Below are 16,057 nucleotides of genomic sequence, written 5' to 3' on the forward strand. Positions count from 1 at the left end.
AAACAGGTATAATTGTAAGAGCAATAATGATAATAACGGAGGATAATAATGATTAAAGGTTTAAATGAAATGTTAGCAGAAGATTTTAATATTAAATTTGTGAATACGGATTTATTAGATGAAGCATTCACACAGGCATCATATGTAAATGAACATCCCAAAGAAAATTTAAAATTTTATGAACGAATTGAATTTTTAGGAGACGCTGTTTTACAATTAACAGTTTCAGAATATTTATATCAGCGGTATACAATGCTGCCACAAGGGAAATTAACGCGTCTAAGAGCTGCAATGGTATGTGAAGAGAGTTTCAGCGCATTTGCTAAAGAATGCCGATTTGATGAATTTATTCGTTTAGGTAAAGGTGAAGAAAAATCAAATGCACGTCAAAGACCTGCGTTATTATGTGATATTTTTGAATCTTTTGTAGGAGCGCTTTATCAAGATCAAGGTAAATTAGCTGTTGAAACATTTATCAGGAAAGTTATTTTTCCAAAATTAGACTTAGGCTGGTTTGACCATGTTATGGATTATAAAACGTCGCTACAAGAGTTTTTACAAAAAGATGGTGATGTTGTCATTACCTATGATGTTGTTGATGACCTTGGTCCAGAGCATGACAGACAATATGTTATGTCTGTCAGTGCTGATGGCAAAATCATTGGACAAGGGGCAGGACATTCTAAAAAAGTTGCAGAACAACAAGCAGCAAGTAATGCATTAGGATTACTCAGAAAGTAAAAATGTTCAGGGGGTTAGTGACGGATGAAATTAGAGTCTTTAGTCATTAATGGTTTTAAATCATTTGCAGACAAAACAACAATTGAATTTAAAGACGGGATGACTGGTATTGTCGGTCCTAACGGTAGCGGTAAAAGTAATATTATTGAAGCAATTCGCTGGGTACTTGGTGAACAATCAGCCAAAAATTTACGTGGAAATAAAATGCCTGACGTTATATTTGCTGGTTCAGGGAACAGATCAGCAGTTAATCGTGCTGAAGTTAGTATTATTTTTGATAATTCTGATTTTTATATTCAAGATAATCCTGAAAAAATAACCGTTACAAGACGATTATTTAGAGATGGTGTCAGCGAGTTTTTAATTAATCAAAAGCAGTGTCGTCTTAAAGATATAACCAATCTATTCATGGATACTGGTCTTGGAAAAGAGTCATTTTCAATCATTTCTCAGGGTAGAGTTGCTGAAATTTTTAATAGTAAGCCCGAAGACAGACGTTCGATTATTGAAGAAGTTGCTGGTGTTTTAAAATATAAACAAGAAAAAAATATTGCCACTCGCCAATTAGAAGAAACAAAAGGTCATCTTAACCGGGTTTCTGATATTATTTTTGAACTTAAAGGACAAGTTGAACCTTTACGTGAGCAAAGTAGTTTGGCAAAGGATTATTTATCTCAAAAAAAGCAATTTGATGAGTTAGAACTTAGTCGGTTGGTTAAAGAAATTAAAAGGCAATCGCAACTAAAAAGGGATGTCACACATTCGTTAGATAAGTTACTTGAAATGGATAGTGATTATAAGACTAAGGTCACTGTAAAAGAACATGAAATTGCAGGTTATCGCTCAGAACTAGAGAATATTGAAAAAATGATTGATCATACACAAAACAAACTATTAGATTTAACAATTAATAAAGAACGGTTGATGGGTCAAAGTAATATATCAACTCAAAAAAAAGATTTTGAAAAGCAAAAAATAACAGAATTAAAAAAAGAACAAGAATCGGTGAATGAACAAATTATTTTGAAACAAGAGTCATTAGCTAATTTAGATAAGCGGTCATTAGCTTTACAGAAAAATATTACTGATGAGAACATGTTTATTGAAGCGATTGATAAAACGTTAGAAACAGCGGATATTTCTGGACAAGATCGTTCAAAAGAATTAAGGCGCGTTGTTAATGATACTATTCAACAACGTACACGATTACAAAGTGAGAATGAGTTTTTACAAAAAACATTAAATTTTGATTCACAGGCTAAGGTTAATGATGACTTATTAGCTACTGAACAAGAGTATTTAACACAAGCAAAAAACGATTTTAAAACTAAAAAAACTGAATTTAATTTGATTGATAATAAATTAATTAATGAAGAAAAAGAATTAGCTAAATTAAAGATTGCCTTGAAAAAAAATAACGATTCTTACGAGGCACAGCAACGTAGATGGTTTGAAGCATCAAACGTTTTAGTACAGGCGAAAAATAAAAAGGATAATCTACTTTTGACGCAAAATAGTTATAACGGCTATTATCAAGGCGTTAAAGCAATTTTAAAAGAAAAAAATAAGTTTCCTGGTTTATATGGTTCAGTGGCAGAATTAATTACGGTCCCAAAGGAAATTAATCAAGCAATAGAGACAGCATTGGGTGCGCAATTACAACAGGTAGTTGTGCAAGAAGAGTCTGTTGCAAAGAATGCAATTAAATTTTTAACGGATAATAAATTTGGTCGGGCAACATTTTTGCCTATTTCAGCTATTAAGGGACGTTCTATCGGTGATGCACAACGTTTCGTCTTAAAGTATGAAGGAGTCATCGGTATTGCGTCAGAGTTAATTAAAGTTGAACCTCAATTTATTGAAATTAGTCAGTATTTGCTAGGGACAACAATTATCGTTGAAGATATGGATACGGCAATTAAAGTTAGTCGTGATTTGAATCATCGAGTTAAAGTTGTCACACGGACTGGAGAAGTAATAAATGCAGGTGGTGCAATAACTGGTGGTAAACAGCAACATACCAGTGGATTGTTAAATCAGAAGCAAACTATTCTACAATTAGATGAAAGTATCCAAAAAATGCAACAAGAATTAGAGGCTCGTGAAGTTCGTGGCAATGAAGCTAGAGTGACTGTTGAAAAGCAAAAAGAAATGATCGAGTCGCTTGAATTGATTGTTGTTGATTTAAAAAGTCAATATCAAACAACACAATCTAAATTAACAACTAGTCGGTTAATTTTAGAACAGCAAGAACTTAAAACGACTGAAAAATATGATGAATTTGAAAAAAATCAAACTGATAAAATTAATAACCAAATAAAATTTAAAGACAATGAACAAAAAATTATTGAATTAGCACGACAAATACAAGTAGCAAATAATGATATTTCTGATATTGACTTACAATTAAAAAATAGTAATCAATTTGAACAGCAGCAACAAGTTAAGAAACAAAACCATCGTGAAAGTTTATTAGTATTCCAAGAACAATTAAAACAGCAACACGCTAATGTTATGCTGCTGAATAACGATATTCAGGAATTAGTTGATAAAGCTACATTGATAAATCAACAACATCAAGACTTACTCAGAAATACCGAAAATAGTCAGGTGAAAGAAAAAGATATCCAAAAAGAATTACAAGAATTTCAAAGGCAAGCAGAAGAAGCCGATTTAAAGTTAGCTGATTTTAAAAAGAACAGAACTAATATTAATCAAACTTTAACTGAAGAAAATAGCCATTTATCTCGTTTATCTGAGTTGCAGAGAAATATTATTGCAGATAAAATCAAAGCTGAAAATCAACAACAACAACTTAATGAGTCGCTTGATGAGTTTCTAGCTAAGCTAGCTAGTGATTTTCAACAGACTTTTGAAGAGGCTGAAAAATTAGAAAGTCAGCAACCTCTTGAACAAATTTTGGCGCAACAAAAATTATTGAGAAAAGGGCTAAAAGAAATTGGTGAGGTTAATGTGGCCTCGATTGATGAATTTGAAAGAGTTAATGAACGTTACTCATTCTTATTAGACCAACAAAATGATTTATTAGAAGCCGATGAACAATTAAAGAAAACTATGATGGATATGGATACTGAAGTTGAAAAAAGATTTAAAGCTAGTTTTATTGATATCTCTAAGAAATTTGAGGAGATATTCCCTGTTATGTTTGGTGGTGGTAAAGCTAGATTAGAATTAACTGATCCAGAAAATCTTTTAACAACTGGAATTGATATTCTAGCGCAGCCGCCTGGTAAAAAAGTTCAAAGTTTGAGTTTACTTTCTGGCGGAGAACAAGCTTTGACCGCAATTACGCTACTATTTGCTATTTTAAGAGTAAAACCAGTTCCTTTTTGTATCTTGGATGAAGCAGAAGCTGCGCTTGACGATGCAAATGTAGCTCGATTTGCTAGTTATCTAAAATCATTTCATCAAGAAACGCAATTTATTGTGATAACGCATCGAAATGGAACAATGGTTGAAGCTAATATTTTGTATGGTGTTACAATGCAAGAGTCTGGTATCTCTAAAATGGTTTCGGTATCATTAGACAAAACGGTTTGATATACTAATAAAAGATTAGGAGGCGCTACAGATGGGAATATTTAGTAGAATTAAGCAAGCTTTTACAGGTGAAGAACCAGAATCATCTGAACAAGAAAAATATGATAAAGGCCTTGAAAAATCAAGAAAAACCTTTGGACAACGCTTAAACTCACTGTTTGCTAATTTTAGAACAGTCGATGAAGATTTTTTTGAAGAGTTAGAAGAAACTTTAATTGAAGCTGATGTTGGATTTGAAACGGCTATGAAAATTAGCCGTGAGTTACAAGAAGAAGTTAAATTAAGAAATGTAAGCAATCCAGATGCTGTTTCTGCAGCAATTATTGAAAAATTGGTAGATTTGTATGAATCAGAGGGTAAAGACGAAGATAATTCTATTGCGCAAGCTGAATCAGGTCCAACTGTTATTTTATTTGTTGGTGTTAATGGCGTTGGTAAAACAACAACTATTGGGAAACTAGCACACCGTTATCATGAAGAAGGCAAAAAAGTACTCTTAGCTGCTGGAGATACATTTAGAGCGGGTGCAATAGAACAACTTGCTGAATGGAGCCGTCGTGTTGATGTCGATATCGTTCGTGGACCAGAAAAAAGTGATCCAGCCTCTGTTATTTTTGACGCGGTAAAACGTGCCAAAGAAGAAGATTACGATATTTTACTAGTTGATACAGCTGGTCGTTTGCAGAATAAAGTTAACTTGATGAATGAATTAGATAAAATTAAACGAATCATTTCTCGAGAAATTCCAGATGCACCTCATGAAGTTTTACTTGTTTTGGATGCAACAATGGGTCAAAATGCTTTAATCCAAGCTAAACAATTTAAAGAAACAACTGATGTGAGTGGTATTGTATTAACTAAGCTAGATGGAACTGCTCGTGGTGGTATCGTGTTAGCCATTCGTAATGAAATGCATTTACCAGTAAAACTTGCTGGATTAGGTGAGCAAATGGATGACTTACGTGATTTTAATGCAGAAGATTTCATTTATGGTTTGTTTAAAGGACTTATTCAAGAACAACCTGAATCAACAGAAGAATAATCTTAGAAGTCAGATTAAACTAATCGGACTTCTTTTTGCTATTGACGTTTAGGGCTAAAATCGGTACCCTTCTAAGTAGGACTGAATGAAACAAAAACGAAGGAGTTTTTTTAGTGGCGATTGATAAAACAAATCGAGTAAATGCATTGTTTGAATTTTATGAGTCATTATTAACTAAAAAACAGGCTGAATATATGGCCATGTACTATGGTGATGATTTTTCACTTGGTGAGATTGCGGACAATTTTGATGTTAGTCGGCAAGCCGTTTATGATAATATCAAACGAACAGAAAAAATTTTAGAAGATTATGAAGATAAGTTGAATTTGTATCATAATTTTATTCAACGTAATGAAAAATTAGACCAAATTAAGCAATACACAGATAGTACTTATAAAGAGGATCAAAAATTAACCGATCTAATTAATCAATTAGAAGAATTAGACGAAGAGTAAGGGTAGGTAGTTAAAAATGGCATTTGAAGGATTAACAGAAAGATTACAAAATGCGATGACGAAACTCCGTCGCAAAGGTAAAATATCTGAAACTGATTTAAAAGAGGTTATGCGTGAAATTCGCTTAGCCTTACTTGAAGCCGATGTTAACTTTACAGTGGTTAAAGAGTTCGTTAAGGTTGTTCGTGAACGTGCAATTGGTGCGGAAGTACTTGAGAGTTTAACGTCATCACAACAAATCGTCAAAATTGTAAATGAAGAATTAACTAAAGTCATGGGTGAAACAGCTGTTCCATTGAACAAGTCATCTAAAATACCAACAATTATTATGATGGTTGGTTTACAAGGGGCTGGTAAAACAACCACAGCTGGTAAACTTGCTTTAACATTAAAAAAAGAAGAAAATGCGAGACCTTTAATGATAGCAGCCGATATTTATCGTCCAGCTGCTATCGACCAATTACAAGTTTTAGGTCGAGATTTGGAAATACCTGTTTTTGAATTGGGTACAAAAGTAAACCCTGTTGAAATTGTTCGACAAGGTTTAGCACAAGCTGCAGAAAATAAAAATGATTACATTATTATTGATACAGCTGGTCGTTTACAAATTGATGAAACGCTAATGGACGAATTAGCTCAAATTAAGGCCTTAGCGAACCCAAATGAAATTCTTTTGACTGTTGATTCAATGACTGGACAAAGTGCGGTAGATGTTGCTAAAGGCTTTAATGAACAATTAGATGTTACTGGTGTCGTCTTAACTAAATTAGATGGTGACACTCGTGGTGGTGCTGCGTTATCAATTCGTTCAGTGACGGGTAAACCAATTAAATTTATCGGACAAGGTGAAAAATTAACTGATTTGGACGTATTCTATCCAGATCGTATGGCATCAAGAATTTTAGGCATGGGTGATATGCTCACGCTGATTGAAAAAGCACAACAAGATTTTGATGAAAATGAATCAGCTAAAATGGCTGAAAAATTTCAAGAAAATACATTTGATTTTAATGATTTTTTAAGTCAAATGGATCAATTACAAAAAATGGGTCCTATGGAAGATATTATGAAGATGATTCCAGGGATGGCTAATAATCCAGCTATGAAGAATGTTAAAATGGATCCCAAGGATATTGACCATATGCGTGCGACAGTATACTCAATGACACCTAAAGAACGCGAAAATCCAGACATCTTGAACCCCAGTCGTCGACGACGTATTGCTGCTGGTGCAGGTCGTCCAATTGTTGAAGTTAACCGAATGATTAAGCAATTTGGCGAAATGAAGAAAATGATGAAGAAAATGAATAGCGGTAATTTTGAAGGTATGGAAGGGATGCTTGGCAAGGGCGTAACAGGTCGCTTAGCTAAGATGTCTATGAATTCTATGGTTCGTAAGAACAAGAAAAACAAGAAAAAACGTATGAAGAAAAATAAAAACTCTAGAAAATAATCATTAAATAACCAATACTGGTATGGCTTAAGGGACATTTTGATAATTTATTTTAACTGTCAAGAAAAAAACCTTTACAAGCTGATAAATAACTGGTATATTAATTATTGTTGAAGTAGATATCAGGAGGTGTATATTAATGTCAGTAAAAATTCGTTTAAAACGTATGGGTTCTAAAAAGAGACCGTTCTACCGTGTCGTTGTAGCTGATTCACGTTCACCACGTGATGGCCGTTTCATCGAAAACGTTGGTACTTACAACCCATTAACAGAACCACAAACAGTAACACTTGAAGAAGAAAGTATTTTAAACTGGTTGAACAATGGTGCACAACCATCAGATACTGTACGTAACATTCTTTCAAATGCAGGCATCATGAAGAAATTCCATGAAGCTAAATTCTCTAAAAAATAAGGACGATTAAATGACTGAAGCAGAAGTGACAAGTTTAATTTTAACAATTGTCAAACCGCTTGTTGAAAATCCTGATGATGTCCAAATAGGACAGAAACAAGATGATCATTATGTCTATTTTGAATTATCTGTGAATTCAGATGATATTGGCCGTATTATTGGGAAGCACGGACAAGTTGCGCAAGCTATTAGAACAATAATCTATGGTGTGCGTTTAACAAGTTCGAAACGAGTGCGTCTAAACATATTAGATTAAAATAGTAACTCTTGAATGAAGCAGCAATGTTTTGTTTGGGAGTTTTTATTTTACAATAAAAAGGAGTAAATATGGATTATTATCAAGTAGGAACAATCGTCAATACTCATGGAATCAAAGGAGAAGTTAGAGTTATGGCTACAACTGACTTCGTTTCTGAGCGTTTTAAAAAGGGAACCGTCTTGTATCTGTTTGATAAGAGCGGAAAACAAGTTATTTCGTTAACGGTTATGACCTATAGACATCATAAAAATTTTGAACTCGTGACGTTTGAAGGATTACAAGATATTAACCTGGTTGAGAAGTATAAAGGATTAGATCTTAAAGTCGCTGATAAAGGTCTTCGGGAATTAGAAGAAGGTAATTACTATTACCATCAAATTATCGGCTTAGATGTCCAAAATGAAAATGAAGAAAAAATTGGCTCTATTTATGAAATTTTAAGCCCAGGAGCTAATGACGTTTGGGTTGTTAAGCGTCAGGGACAGGGTGATTTATTGTTACCAGTTATTAAAGATGTTATAAAAACTGTCGATATTGATAACAATATTGTAACGGTTGAACTTTTAGAAGGATTGGACGACTAAATATGAAAATTGATGTTTTGAGTTTATTTCCAGAAATGTTTGATGGTCCCATGAAACAATCAATTGTTGGTAAGGCAATTGATAAGGACGTTCTTGATTTAAAAATTACTAATTTTAGAGATTTTACAACTGATAAACAAAATCATGTGGACGATTACCCATATGGTGGTGGTGCAGGTATGTTATTACAAGCACAGCCAGTTTTTGACACTTTAGAAGCTGTTCAAAAGGAATCTGACACAAAAGGTAAAGTTATCCTTTTAGATCCAGCAGGACGTAAATTTGACCAAAATGTGGCTGAAGAATTTGCGAAAGAAGAACATCTAACATTTATTTGTGGTCACTATGAAGGCTATGATGAACGTATCCGCGAACTTGTAACTGATGAGGTTTCACTTGGTGATTACATTTTAACGGGTGGGGAACTAGGAGCCATGGTCATGATTGATGCGACTGTTCGATTGTTACCTGAAGTTTTAGGCAATAAAGAATCTGCTCCCGGAGATTCATTTTCAAACGGCTTGTTAGAATATCCGCAATATACACGGCCAGCTGATTTTAGAGGGATGAAAGTTCCTGAAGTTCTAACAAATGGGAATCATAAATTAATCGATGAATGGCGTCAAAAAGAATCATTGAGACGAACATTTGAGAGAAGACCAGATTTGTTGAAAGATATTCAATTATCTAAACAACAAGTTGAATGGTTAGCTGACATAAAATCTGGAAAGTAAAGGAAATAACCTTTACGCCTATAAAGTAATATGATACAATTTTAAAAGTGGTTAAAAGCCACATAAAATTACGATATTCCGCTGGCATAGTGAATGTGAATGAATTTCTGTTGAAAAGGAGATCCAAATTATGAGTCCAATGATCGCAAAACTTACAGAAGCACAATTACGTACAGATATTCCTGAGTTCCGCCCAGGTGATACTGTTCGAGTTCACGCCCGTGTTGTTGAAGGCACACGTGAACGTATCCAACTTTTCGAAGGTGTCGTTTTAAAACGCCGTGGTAAAGGTATTAGTTCAAGTTACACTGTTCGTAAAATTAGTAACGGTGTCGGTGTTGAACGTACTTTCCCATTGCATTCACCTCGTGTTGCTAAAATTGAAGTTATCCGTCATGGTCGTGTTCGTCGTGCTAAATTGTACTACTTACGTGCCCTTAATGGTAAAGCTGCTCGTATTAAAGAAGCTCGCCGTTAGATTGACGTTGAAAAGCCTTGGTAATCAAGGCTTTTTTATTTGTCTAAAAATTTGGTAGACCTATATAATTGAACCTTGCTTCAAAAAGTCGCATTAAAGTCGCTAAAAGGGGCAGAAAAGGGGCAGAAATTATAAGTTTTCGATTTCTAATTAAAGTTTATAATTAATATTTTCAATAACATATAGATATATTTTTATCAATTTTTTAATTCTTTTTGTGCATTACGGAAAAAAGTATTAATTTAAGAGGCTGGCTTTTTTAAGTTTTTAAAGTATTAACTTAGATTAATATTATAGTTAAATTATTTGAAGTAACATTAAAATTATGATAGCGTTAGATTGTTGTTAATGAAAAAGTATTAAAGTAATAGCTATTTTAATGAAGTTTTGTTCAGTATTATTAGTACCTAATCATATTTATGCTCAGGATACATTTATGAGCCGTGATATAACTAAAGCATATAATATAGGAGTCAAAGAGGGTAAAATTAAGCAATAGGATATGAACTATCAAGAGTTTTATGATTTGTGTAGTTCATCTATTTGGCCTGTATATGAAAATCAAGTTAAGCCGGGTGCTAAAACTACTCTTACTGAAATGATTGCATAAGATGACAAAGCAAAGCATGCGAGCAAGAAAGATTTTTTTCAGCAATATACAAAAAGGGTGCTCATGTTGAGGCATATAGAAAAAAGAAACATTATGGATTGCTTGGCAATTTTAGTAGTCCGTTCAAGCCAAATGATATTCATAAAATAACATCATAATAATCTGAGAGAGGGGTTTTAAAATGAAAGTAATTAAAGAAGCAAGCGGATGGATACTTCGGGGACTACTTCTTTTTAGTGGATTATGTTATGGTGGTCTCATTTATCCAAGTATAGTAATACATGGAAAATTAGCGCCATTTTCATATTATTTTGGAGGCACATTATGGGACGATTTGGCAGTGGTCATGGGATTATTAACATTTTTATTGTTAATAATCCTAGCTATAATGCCTAATAGATATTTAAAACGTTTTTGGAAATATTTTTTTATTATTACAGTGAGTATATTAGTACTTTCACTCCCAGGTGGTGCATTTTTGTTATTAACTATAATTCCTTTGTGGGAACTGATTATTATATTGGTAATAGAATGGGGAATTACATTAGGGCTTTTGTTTATAATCAAAAGCGTAGATTAAATTGGGTCTGCGTCAAATAGTGATGGTGAGACAATAAACGTCTAATCTAATTAAGGGAAATCCAAAAGGATTTCCTTTTTTTAGTTATGAATTAATAAAATTCTTTCAAAAAGATGATGTCAGTTTCCGAAACCGTAACTGCTACGTTTAAGTGTTTTAATTTTTCGATTAAGTCCTTCTATAGGACCGTTTTAATAAGTTGAAGATAAAAATATTTTCAATATAATGTGGATTCTTTATGAAAGTGGTTATTACAGTATCCATTTCACTGTTATTTGGTTGATAGTTTTCTAATAACTGAGTTTTTAAAGATTTATATTCTCTATTTTTATGATCAATTATCTGATTTAAAGTATCTATACGAACACAATCTAAGGCTTTACCAGCCAGTTAAACTAAATGAAAACGATCAATAATTATTTAAGCATTTGGGAATAGTTGATGAATGATACTTTGATATTGAGCATTCAGGTCTACAACAACAGAGGTTACAAATTGTCTTTCTTTTAGAATATATGCATTAAAAAAATGTTCCTTAATAACACTGTTAAAACGATTAGGCAGTATCGCTACAAAATTATGTGTTTCAGCATCAATCGCACTTTGACATGAAGCCCAAATAAAGCGTTGGTTCCGTAATCGCAAATGAAATTCATAGCCATTTACGCTAGAAATTCTAGCATTAACTAAACGTGTTCCATTTTTGATCATAGTTAAATAGCCACAATCTGGGTCTCTTGGAGGTATGTATGTTAATGGTGCATCTATGATATTAACTTTTCTTTTACGTGATACTATTCTAACAAAATCATCGGAAACGTTAATTTTCTTAATATTTTCGTCTTCTGTTCCTAATAGTAATAGTGCGGAATTAATTGTGATCATCAGCATCCCTCGCTTTTGATTATGTTTTGCAACTTAATCATAGCAGGGGCCGGTGGCCTCTTTTTTTGTTTTCAGAATAAAAAACTGGTGTTGATGAATTTTATTTTACCAACACCAGAAAGTGTACACCCTCAAAGTTTATAATTAACATTTTGTTGTTGGGTTACTATTGGTTTATAATAAAAAATAGATAAGGGGGTTATTCAATGAATAAACTATGGGTGACGTTTTCGCAAAAATTGTTAAGAGTTGATTTACGTTTTAAAAAAACTTTTGTTTATCAAGCAATTGAAAAAACATTTGCAATTATCTTACCGTTTATTATTATTGGAAGTTTTAGTATGGCGCTTAGTTCTAGCGTTTTATCAGAACAAGGGTTCTTTAATCAAGTATATAATATTTCATCATGGTTACCTTATGAAAAAATCATAACAAATATATTCGAAATTATTAATACAGTTACAATGAGTTTTATCGCAGTAATGACAGCTTTTTTGAGCGCAAAATACATGACTCGGTCCTTTAAAAAAGATGAACAAATTGCAGGATTCACTGGGGCAGTCGGGATGCTTATTTTGAATTATAATTTATCAAGTTTAAACCCTGATAGTGATCAGGGGACATTCTTGATTCAAGAGTTAGGTGTTAAAGGGATTTTTATCTCACTGATTTTGGGGGTCTTTGTAGGATATATCTTTAAATGGTTTTCACCTAAAAATAAGCAAGAAAAAGTAGATCAATATACATTTATTTCTCGTGGTTTAGAGAGTCTGTTGCCGATAGTGATAATATTGGGGATTTTAATTGGACTAGTCATGTTAGTTTCATTGGTTAATCAAATCGGTGTGAATGGTCTCTTATATTCTATGTTTAGATTAACAGAAGTTAAATCAAGGCATTTAATTATAACTATTTTATTTTTATCCTTTTTCAATACTGTTTTATCTGGTATAGGAATTTCTGGTTCTTTAGGAATTGCACAAGGCGGCTTAGATGATACTTCGGTTGTCAGTAACTTAAGTTATGCGTTAAAGCATGGCACGTCTTTTGGTGTACCTTTTCCTATCTCTATACATACAATTTATGACAGTTTTGGTAGCTTTGGTGGAACAGGAATGACCTTATCTTTAATTATAGCAATATTGATAATGTCTAAAAATAAAAATAGTCGTAAAATAGCAAAAATATCAATTATTCCAAGCTTTGTGAATATTAATTTTCCATTGATGTTTGGGTTACCAATTATTTTAAATCCTATTTTAATGGTTCCGTTTATCTTATCACCCATCGTTTCAATGTTGATTGGGTACTTCTGTATTTACTTTAAGTGGATACCTCCAGCAGTTTACAGCTTACCTGAAACGACTCCAGCACCATTAATGGCATTTTTAGGAACTGATGGGTATTGGAGTACATTAGTTGTATCAGGAATTGTGCTTATTATTACAGTTTTAATTTATATGCCGTTTGTAAAATTAAATAATAAGGCAATGAATATTGATGGAGGTAAGCTAAATGAAAAATAAACGGAAAATAGTTAAATACGTGTTTATTTGGATAGCTATCTTAGCTTGTTTTTTAGCTGTTATCGTACCGGCAAATACATGGAACACTAAAAAGGTCAAAACAAGCCGAATTATTCATAATTCAAAGTTAAATCCAGTTATTTTAATACCAGGAAGCAGTGCAAATCAAGATCGATTTGATGAATTGATTGATGTTTTAAATACTTCAACAAATCGAACGCATAGTTTGTTAAAGATAACGGTTCAGAAAACTGGAAAACTTAAAATTACTGGTAAAATAGCTAAACGAGATATGCAACCTTTCATAGTTGTTGGTTTTGAAGATAATTCGAATGGCTATAATAGTATAAAAAAACAAGCTAAATGGTTTGATATAGCGTTTACGTATCTTGCTGATAAATATAAATTTAATCAATTTAATGGTATCGGGCACTCTAACGGAGGTCTTATTTATACGACATTTTTAGAAGAATATTTTGATGATAAAGCGGCCTCAATTAATACGTTAATGACGATAGGTTCACCATATAATGGTGAAGAAACTAATCAGAGTACAAGAACACAGATGTTAGCGGATTTTGTAAAGAATCGAAAAAAAATTCCAACTAACTTAGTGTTGTACTCGATTGCTGGAACAGATAATTACAATAATGATGGAATTGTTCCATATCAAAGTGTTAATGCCGGAAAATATATTTATCAAAATCAAGCGAAATCCTATACAGAAATAACTGTCACAGGAAATGAATCGGAACATTCTGATTTACCACAAAATAAGCAAATTGTTGCTTTAATTGAACAGTATATTATTGCTTCCCAAAATTCTAAAAATAGTGGACCAGATGATAAGAAAATTTAGAGTAGTGCTTGATTATTATTGTGATGAACTATGTATAGTTGCACATTGTAAAAATAGTCTTAATGATCTTAAATATGTACAGTATATCAATTAAACAGACAATGTCGATGGCGAGTGTTGTATTTAATTATTGAAAGTAGTATAAAATATAGGCCTTTGTTAACTATTGCTGATCAATGATATTAAAAAAGTTCTAATCGCTAAGTGATTAGAACTTTTTTGTATGAATTTTAAGAGTATAAAGTGGTTTAGTTCAAAATTTATAAACATTTTGAAAGCTAATGCGCTATATAAAATGTATCTATGACAACAAATAAGTTGGGAAAAAATATTTAACTAGTTTGGGCGGGGTTTCATAATGATATGTCTAAAAAAACTGGCCAATTCCATAATGAATTAACATGGTTATTAAACCAATGATAATATTTCGTATAATGGCAACTTTAATTTTACCATCACCTAATTTGGAGCTAATAAAGGCAGTTAAAGCTACAGCTACTGAAACCGCAATAATTGTACCTATCATTTTCCAATTGTTTGGTAATATAATAATGGCAAGTAGTGGGAAAATACCACCTAAAGCTGCAGAGATTAGTGAGGAAAAAGCGGCATCCCAAGGGTTCATATAGTGTCCTAATTCGAGACCGTATTTAACATTAATAATCGTTTCTAGTGGCTTTTTTTGCATTAATTCTGTAGCAATTTCAAAAGAGGTTTCTTCAGAAACGCCCTTAGCCGTATAAAAATTTTGAACATCATGAATTTGATCAGTACGACTCGTAATCATACGCTGTTTTTCGACGGCAACAGCTGCTTTTTCGGTGTCACTTTGTGAACTGACAGAGGCATATTCGCCAGCTGCCATAGAAAATGCGCAAGCTATTAGATCAGTTAACCCAGCGATGAAAATAATGAAATTATCTGTTGTAGCTGCTGCAACACTGAACAGGACACCTACAACAGTTAAAATACCATCATTAGATCCTAGTATACCTGCACGAAGTGAATTAAGTTTTTCATCCATTGTTTTGTATTTTTTTTGTTTAATTTTGGTTTCAGATGTCATGAAATTAAGTGTCCTTTCCTAATGAGCAAATAAAGTACCAATAAAGTAAGTGACTAGCATTGTTAAAATACCAGAAATAATATTACGAATAACTGATTTTGTCCGATTTGAGTTACCCAAAGTTGCAGCACTAAATCCTGTGATAGCTAGTGCAATAATGACAGAAATAGATGTGGCAATGACCTTAAATTCAGCAGGGAATAAAGTAATTGCAAGTAGGGGCAGCAATGATCCAATCGGAAAAGAAATCATTGATGCAATCGCAGCCGCATAAGGATCCGTATAGACGTTAGGATCAAAGCCATATTTTTCACGTACAATAGTATCTAATGGGTTAGCCGACATCATTTCATCTGTAGCTTTTAATGCTAAGGATGAAGAAATACCTGTTTTAAAATATTTTTGATAAACATAATTATATTCCTTATCATAATTATGTTTTAGATTGTACTTGGAATTGGCAGTAGCAACTTCTTGCGAATCTTTTTGGGTACTTACAGAAACATATTCTCCCATAGCCATTGAGACAGTACCGGCAAGCATACCAGCAATACCTGAAATGAAAATAGAAAAATTATTGTTCGTAGCGCCAGCGACACCAATGACAATCCCAGCAACGGAAAGAATACCATCATTAGCTCCCATAACACTAGCTCTTAAAACATTTATTTTCTGAGATAAAGATAATTTTTTAGACATAACTCTCTCTCCTTTGTTATAATGATTCTAAATATATAATCATTATAAATCAATTCAATAGATAAAGTCCACATATTTTATGAAATATGAGATAATGAACAGAGTGAATT

At 32.8% G+C, this 16,057-nt stretch carries 17 protein-coding genes; 13 read left to right on the plus strand and 4 right to left on the minus strand.

The annotated features are described in order from the left end of the window. Nucleotides 1–48: 48 nt before the first annotated feature. The 11 genes from rnc to AC1RPH_RS02755 all read left to right on the plus strand — a co-directional run bounded on the left by rnc (nt 49) and on the right by AC1RPH_RS02755 (nt 10,912). Nucleotides 49–741, plus strand: a complete 693-nt coding sequence (rnc, locus tag AC1RPH_RS02705) for a ribonuclease III (RefSeq protein WP_481761264.1) — start codon at nt 49–51, stop codon at nt 739–741. A 24-nt stretch (nt 742–765) separates the two neighbouring features. Next, complete coding sequence (gene smc, locus AC1RPH_RS02710) at nt 766–4,302, plus strand: chromosome segregation protein SMC (RefSeq protein ID WP_481761265.1); 3,537 nt, start codon at nt 766–768, stop codon at nt 4,300–4,302. A 31-nt stretch (nt 4,303–4,333) separates the two neighbouring features. After that, nucleotides 4,334–5,344 carry a signal recognition particle-docking protein FtsY gene (gene ftsY, locus AC1RPH_RS02715; RefSeq protein WP_481761266.1) on the plus strand — a complete coding sequence of 337 codons (1,011 nt, stop codon included), beginning with the start codon at nt 4,334–4,336 and terminating at the stop codon, nt 5,342–5,344. Nucleotides 5,345–5,457: 113 nt separating this feature from the next. Next, nucleotides 5,458–5,799: a putative DNA-binding protein gene (locus AC1RPH_RS02720; RefSeq protein ID WP_409022601.1), complete on the plus strand. Its 342-nt coding sequence runs from the start codon at nt 5,458–5,460 to the stop codon at nt 5,797–5,799. A 16-nt stretch (nt 5,800–5,815) separates the two neighbouring features. Continuing rightward, nucleotides 5,816–7,252, plus strand: coding sequence for a signal recognition particle protein (ffh, locus tag AC1RPH_RS02725; protein WP_481761267.1), 1,437 nt, complete (start codon nt 5,816–5,818; stop codon nt 7,250–7,252). Nucleotides 7,253–7,391: 139 nt separating this feature from the next. After that, nucleotides 7,392–7,667 (plus strand): 30S ribosomal protein S16, encoded by a 276-nt coding sequence (rpsP, locus tag AC1RPH_RS02730; RefSeq protein WP_409022599.1) that lies wholly within the window; start codon nt 7,392–7,394, stop codon nt 7,665–7,667. A gap of 10 nt (nt 7,668–7,677) precedes the next feature. After that, the gene (locus tag AC1RPH_RS02735) at nt 7,678–7,923 is read left to right on the plus strand and encodes a KH domain-containing protein (RefSeq protein ID WP_409022598.1); all 246 of its coding nucleotides are present in this window, start codon (nt 7,678–7,680) and stop codon (nt 7,921–7,923) included. A 71-nt stretch (nt 7,924–7,994) separates the two neighbouring features. Next, the gene (gene rimM / locus AC1RPH_RS02740; RefSeq protein WP_481761268.1) at nt 7,995–8,510 is read left to right on the plus strand and encodes a ribosome maturation factor RimM; all 516 of its coding nucleotides are present in this window, start codon (nt 7,995–7,997) and stop codon (nt 8,508–8,510) included. Between the two features lie 2 nt (nt 8,511–8,512). After that, nucleotides 8,513–9,244, plus strand: coding sequence for a tRNA (guanosine(37)-N1)-methyltransferase TrmD (gene trmD / locus AC1RPH_RS02745; protein ID WP_481761269.1), 732 nt, complete (start codon nt 8,513–8,515; stop codon nt 9,242–9,244). Nucleotides 9,245–9,374: 130 nt separating this feature from the next. Continuing rightward, nucleotides 9,375–9,722, plus strand: coding sequence for a 50S ribosomal protein L19 (gene rplS, locus AC1RPH_RS02750; protein WP_057973468.1), 348 nt, complete (start codon nt 9,375–9,377; stop codon nt 9,720–9,722). 791 nt (nt 9,723–10,513) lie between these two features. Next, the gene (locus AC1RPH_RS02755; RefSeq protein WP_481761270.1) at nt 10,514–10,912 is read left to right on the plus strand and encodes a hypothetical protein; all 399 of its coding nucleotides are present in this window, start codon (nt 10,514–10,516) and stop codon (nt 10,910–10,912) included. Nucleotides 10,913–11,031: 119 nt separating this feature from the next. On the opposite strand, the gene AC1RPH_RS02760 is transcribed toward AC1RPH_RS02755, so the two are convergent. Continuing rightward, nucleotides 11,032–11,094: a hypothetical protein gene (locus AC1RPH_RS02760; RefSeq protein ID WP_481761405.1), complete on the minus strand. Its 63-nt coding sequence runs from the start codon at nt 11,092–11,094 to the stop codon at nt 11,032–11,034. 238 nt (nt 11,095–11,332) lie between these two features. Then, complete coding sequence (locus tag AC1RPH_RS02765) at nt 11,333–11,797, minus strand: transposase (protein WP_481761271.1); 465 nt, start codon at nt 11,795–11,797, stop codon at nt 11,333–11,335. Between the two features lie 206 nt (nt 11,798–12,003). Here AC1RPH_RS02765 and AC1RPH_RS02770 point away from each other — a divergent pair, with 206 nt between their 5' ends. Further along, a complete protein-coding gene (locus tag AC1RPH_RS02770; RefSeq protein ID WP_481761272.1) occupies nt 12,004–13,323 on the plus strand; it encodes a PTS transporter subunit EIIC in 1,320 nt (439 codons plus the stop codon). After that, complete coding sequence (locus AC1RPH_RS02775; RefSeq protein WP_481761273.1) at nt 13,313–14,182, plus strand: alpha/beta hydrolase; 870 nt, start codon at nt 13,313–13,315, stop codon at nt 14,180–14,182. Before AC1RPH_RS02770 ends, AC1RPH_RS02775 begins: the two co-directional genes overlap by 11 nt. Nucleotides 14,183–14,549: 367 nt before the next feature. On the opposite strand, the gene AC1RPH_RS02780 is transcribed toward AC1RPH_RS02775, so the two are convergent. Together AC1RPH_RS02780 and AC1RPH_RS02785 are read right to left on the minus strand one after the other, a co-directional pair. After that, the gene (locus tag AC1RPH_RS02780) at nt 14,550–15,248 is read right to left on the minus strand and encodes a VIT1/CCC1 transporter family protein (protein WP_481761274.1); all 699 of its coding nucleotides are present in this window, start codon (nt 15,246–15,248) and stop codon (nt 14,550–14,552) included. A gap of 18 nt (nt 15,249–15,266) precedes the next feature. Next, nucleotides 15,267–15,947, minus strand: a complete 681-nt coding sequence (locus AC1RPH_RS02785) for a VIT1/CCC1 transporter family protein (protein WP_481761275.1) — start codon at nt 15,945–15,947, stop codon at nt 15,267–15,269. Nucleotides 15,948–16,057: the final 110 nt, after the last annotated feature.

Source organism: Dellaglioa sp. CoH-57-MRSF-16 (genome assembly GCF_056782055.1).

Coding starts and splice junctions, on each gene's coding strand:
- AC1RPH_RS02755 (WP_481761270.1), top strand. CDS start 10,514: ATGAAAGTAATTAAAGAAGCAAGCGGATGGATACTTCGGGGACTACTT.
- ffh (WP_481761267.1), top strand. CDS start 5,816: ATGGCATTTGAAGGATTAACAGAAAGATTACAAAATGCGATGACGAAA.
- AC1RPH_RS02735 (WP_409022598.1), top strand. CDS start 7,678: ATGACTGAAGCAGAAGTGACAAGTTTAATTTTAACAATTGTCAAACCG.
- trmD (WP_481761269.1), top strand. CDS start 8,513: ATGAAAATTGATGTTTTGAGTTTATTTCCAGAAATGTTTGATGGTCCC.
- rimM (WP_481761268.1), top strand. CDS start 7,995: ATGGATTATTATCAAGTAGGAACAATCGTCAATACTCATGGAATCAAA.
- rpsP (WP_409022599.1), top strand. CDS start 7,392: ATGTCAGTAAAAATTCGTTTAAAACGTATGGGTTCTAAAAAGAGACCG.
- AC1RPH_RS02775 (WP_481761273.1), top strand. CDS start 13,313: ATGAAAAATAAACGGAAAATAGTTAAATACGTGTTTATTTGGATAGCT.
- AC1RPH_RS02765 (WP_481761271.1), bottom strand. CDS start 11,797: ATGATCACAATTAATTCCGCACTATTACTATTAGGAACAGAAGACGAA.
- ftsY (WP_481761266.1), top strand. CDS start 4,334: ATGGGAATATTTAGTAGAATTAAGCAAGCTTTTACAGGTGAAGAACCA.
- rplS (WP_057973468.1), top strand. CDS start 9,375: ATGAGTCCAATGATCGCAAAACTTACAGAAGCACAATTACGTACAGAT.
- AC1RPH_RS02770 (WP_481761272.1), top strand. CDS start 12,004: ATGAATAAACTATGGGTGACGTTTTCGCAAAAATTGTTAAGAGTTGAT.
- rnc (WP_481761264.1), top strand. CDS start 49: ATGATTAAAGGTTTAAATGAAATGTTAGCAGAAGATTTTAATATTAAA.
- smc (WP_481761265.1), top strand. CDS start 766: ATGAAATTAGAGTCTTTAGTCATTAATGGTTTTAAATCATTTGCAGAC.
- AC1RPH_RS02780 (WP_481761274.1), bottom strand. CDS start 15,248: ATGACATCTGAAACCAAAATTAAACAAAAAAAATACAAAACAATGGAT.
- AC1RPH_RS02785 (WP_481761275.1), bottom strand. CDS start 15,947: ATGTCTAAAAAATTATCTTTATCTCAGAAAATAAATGTTTTAAGAGCT.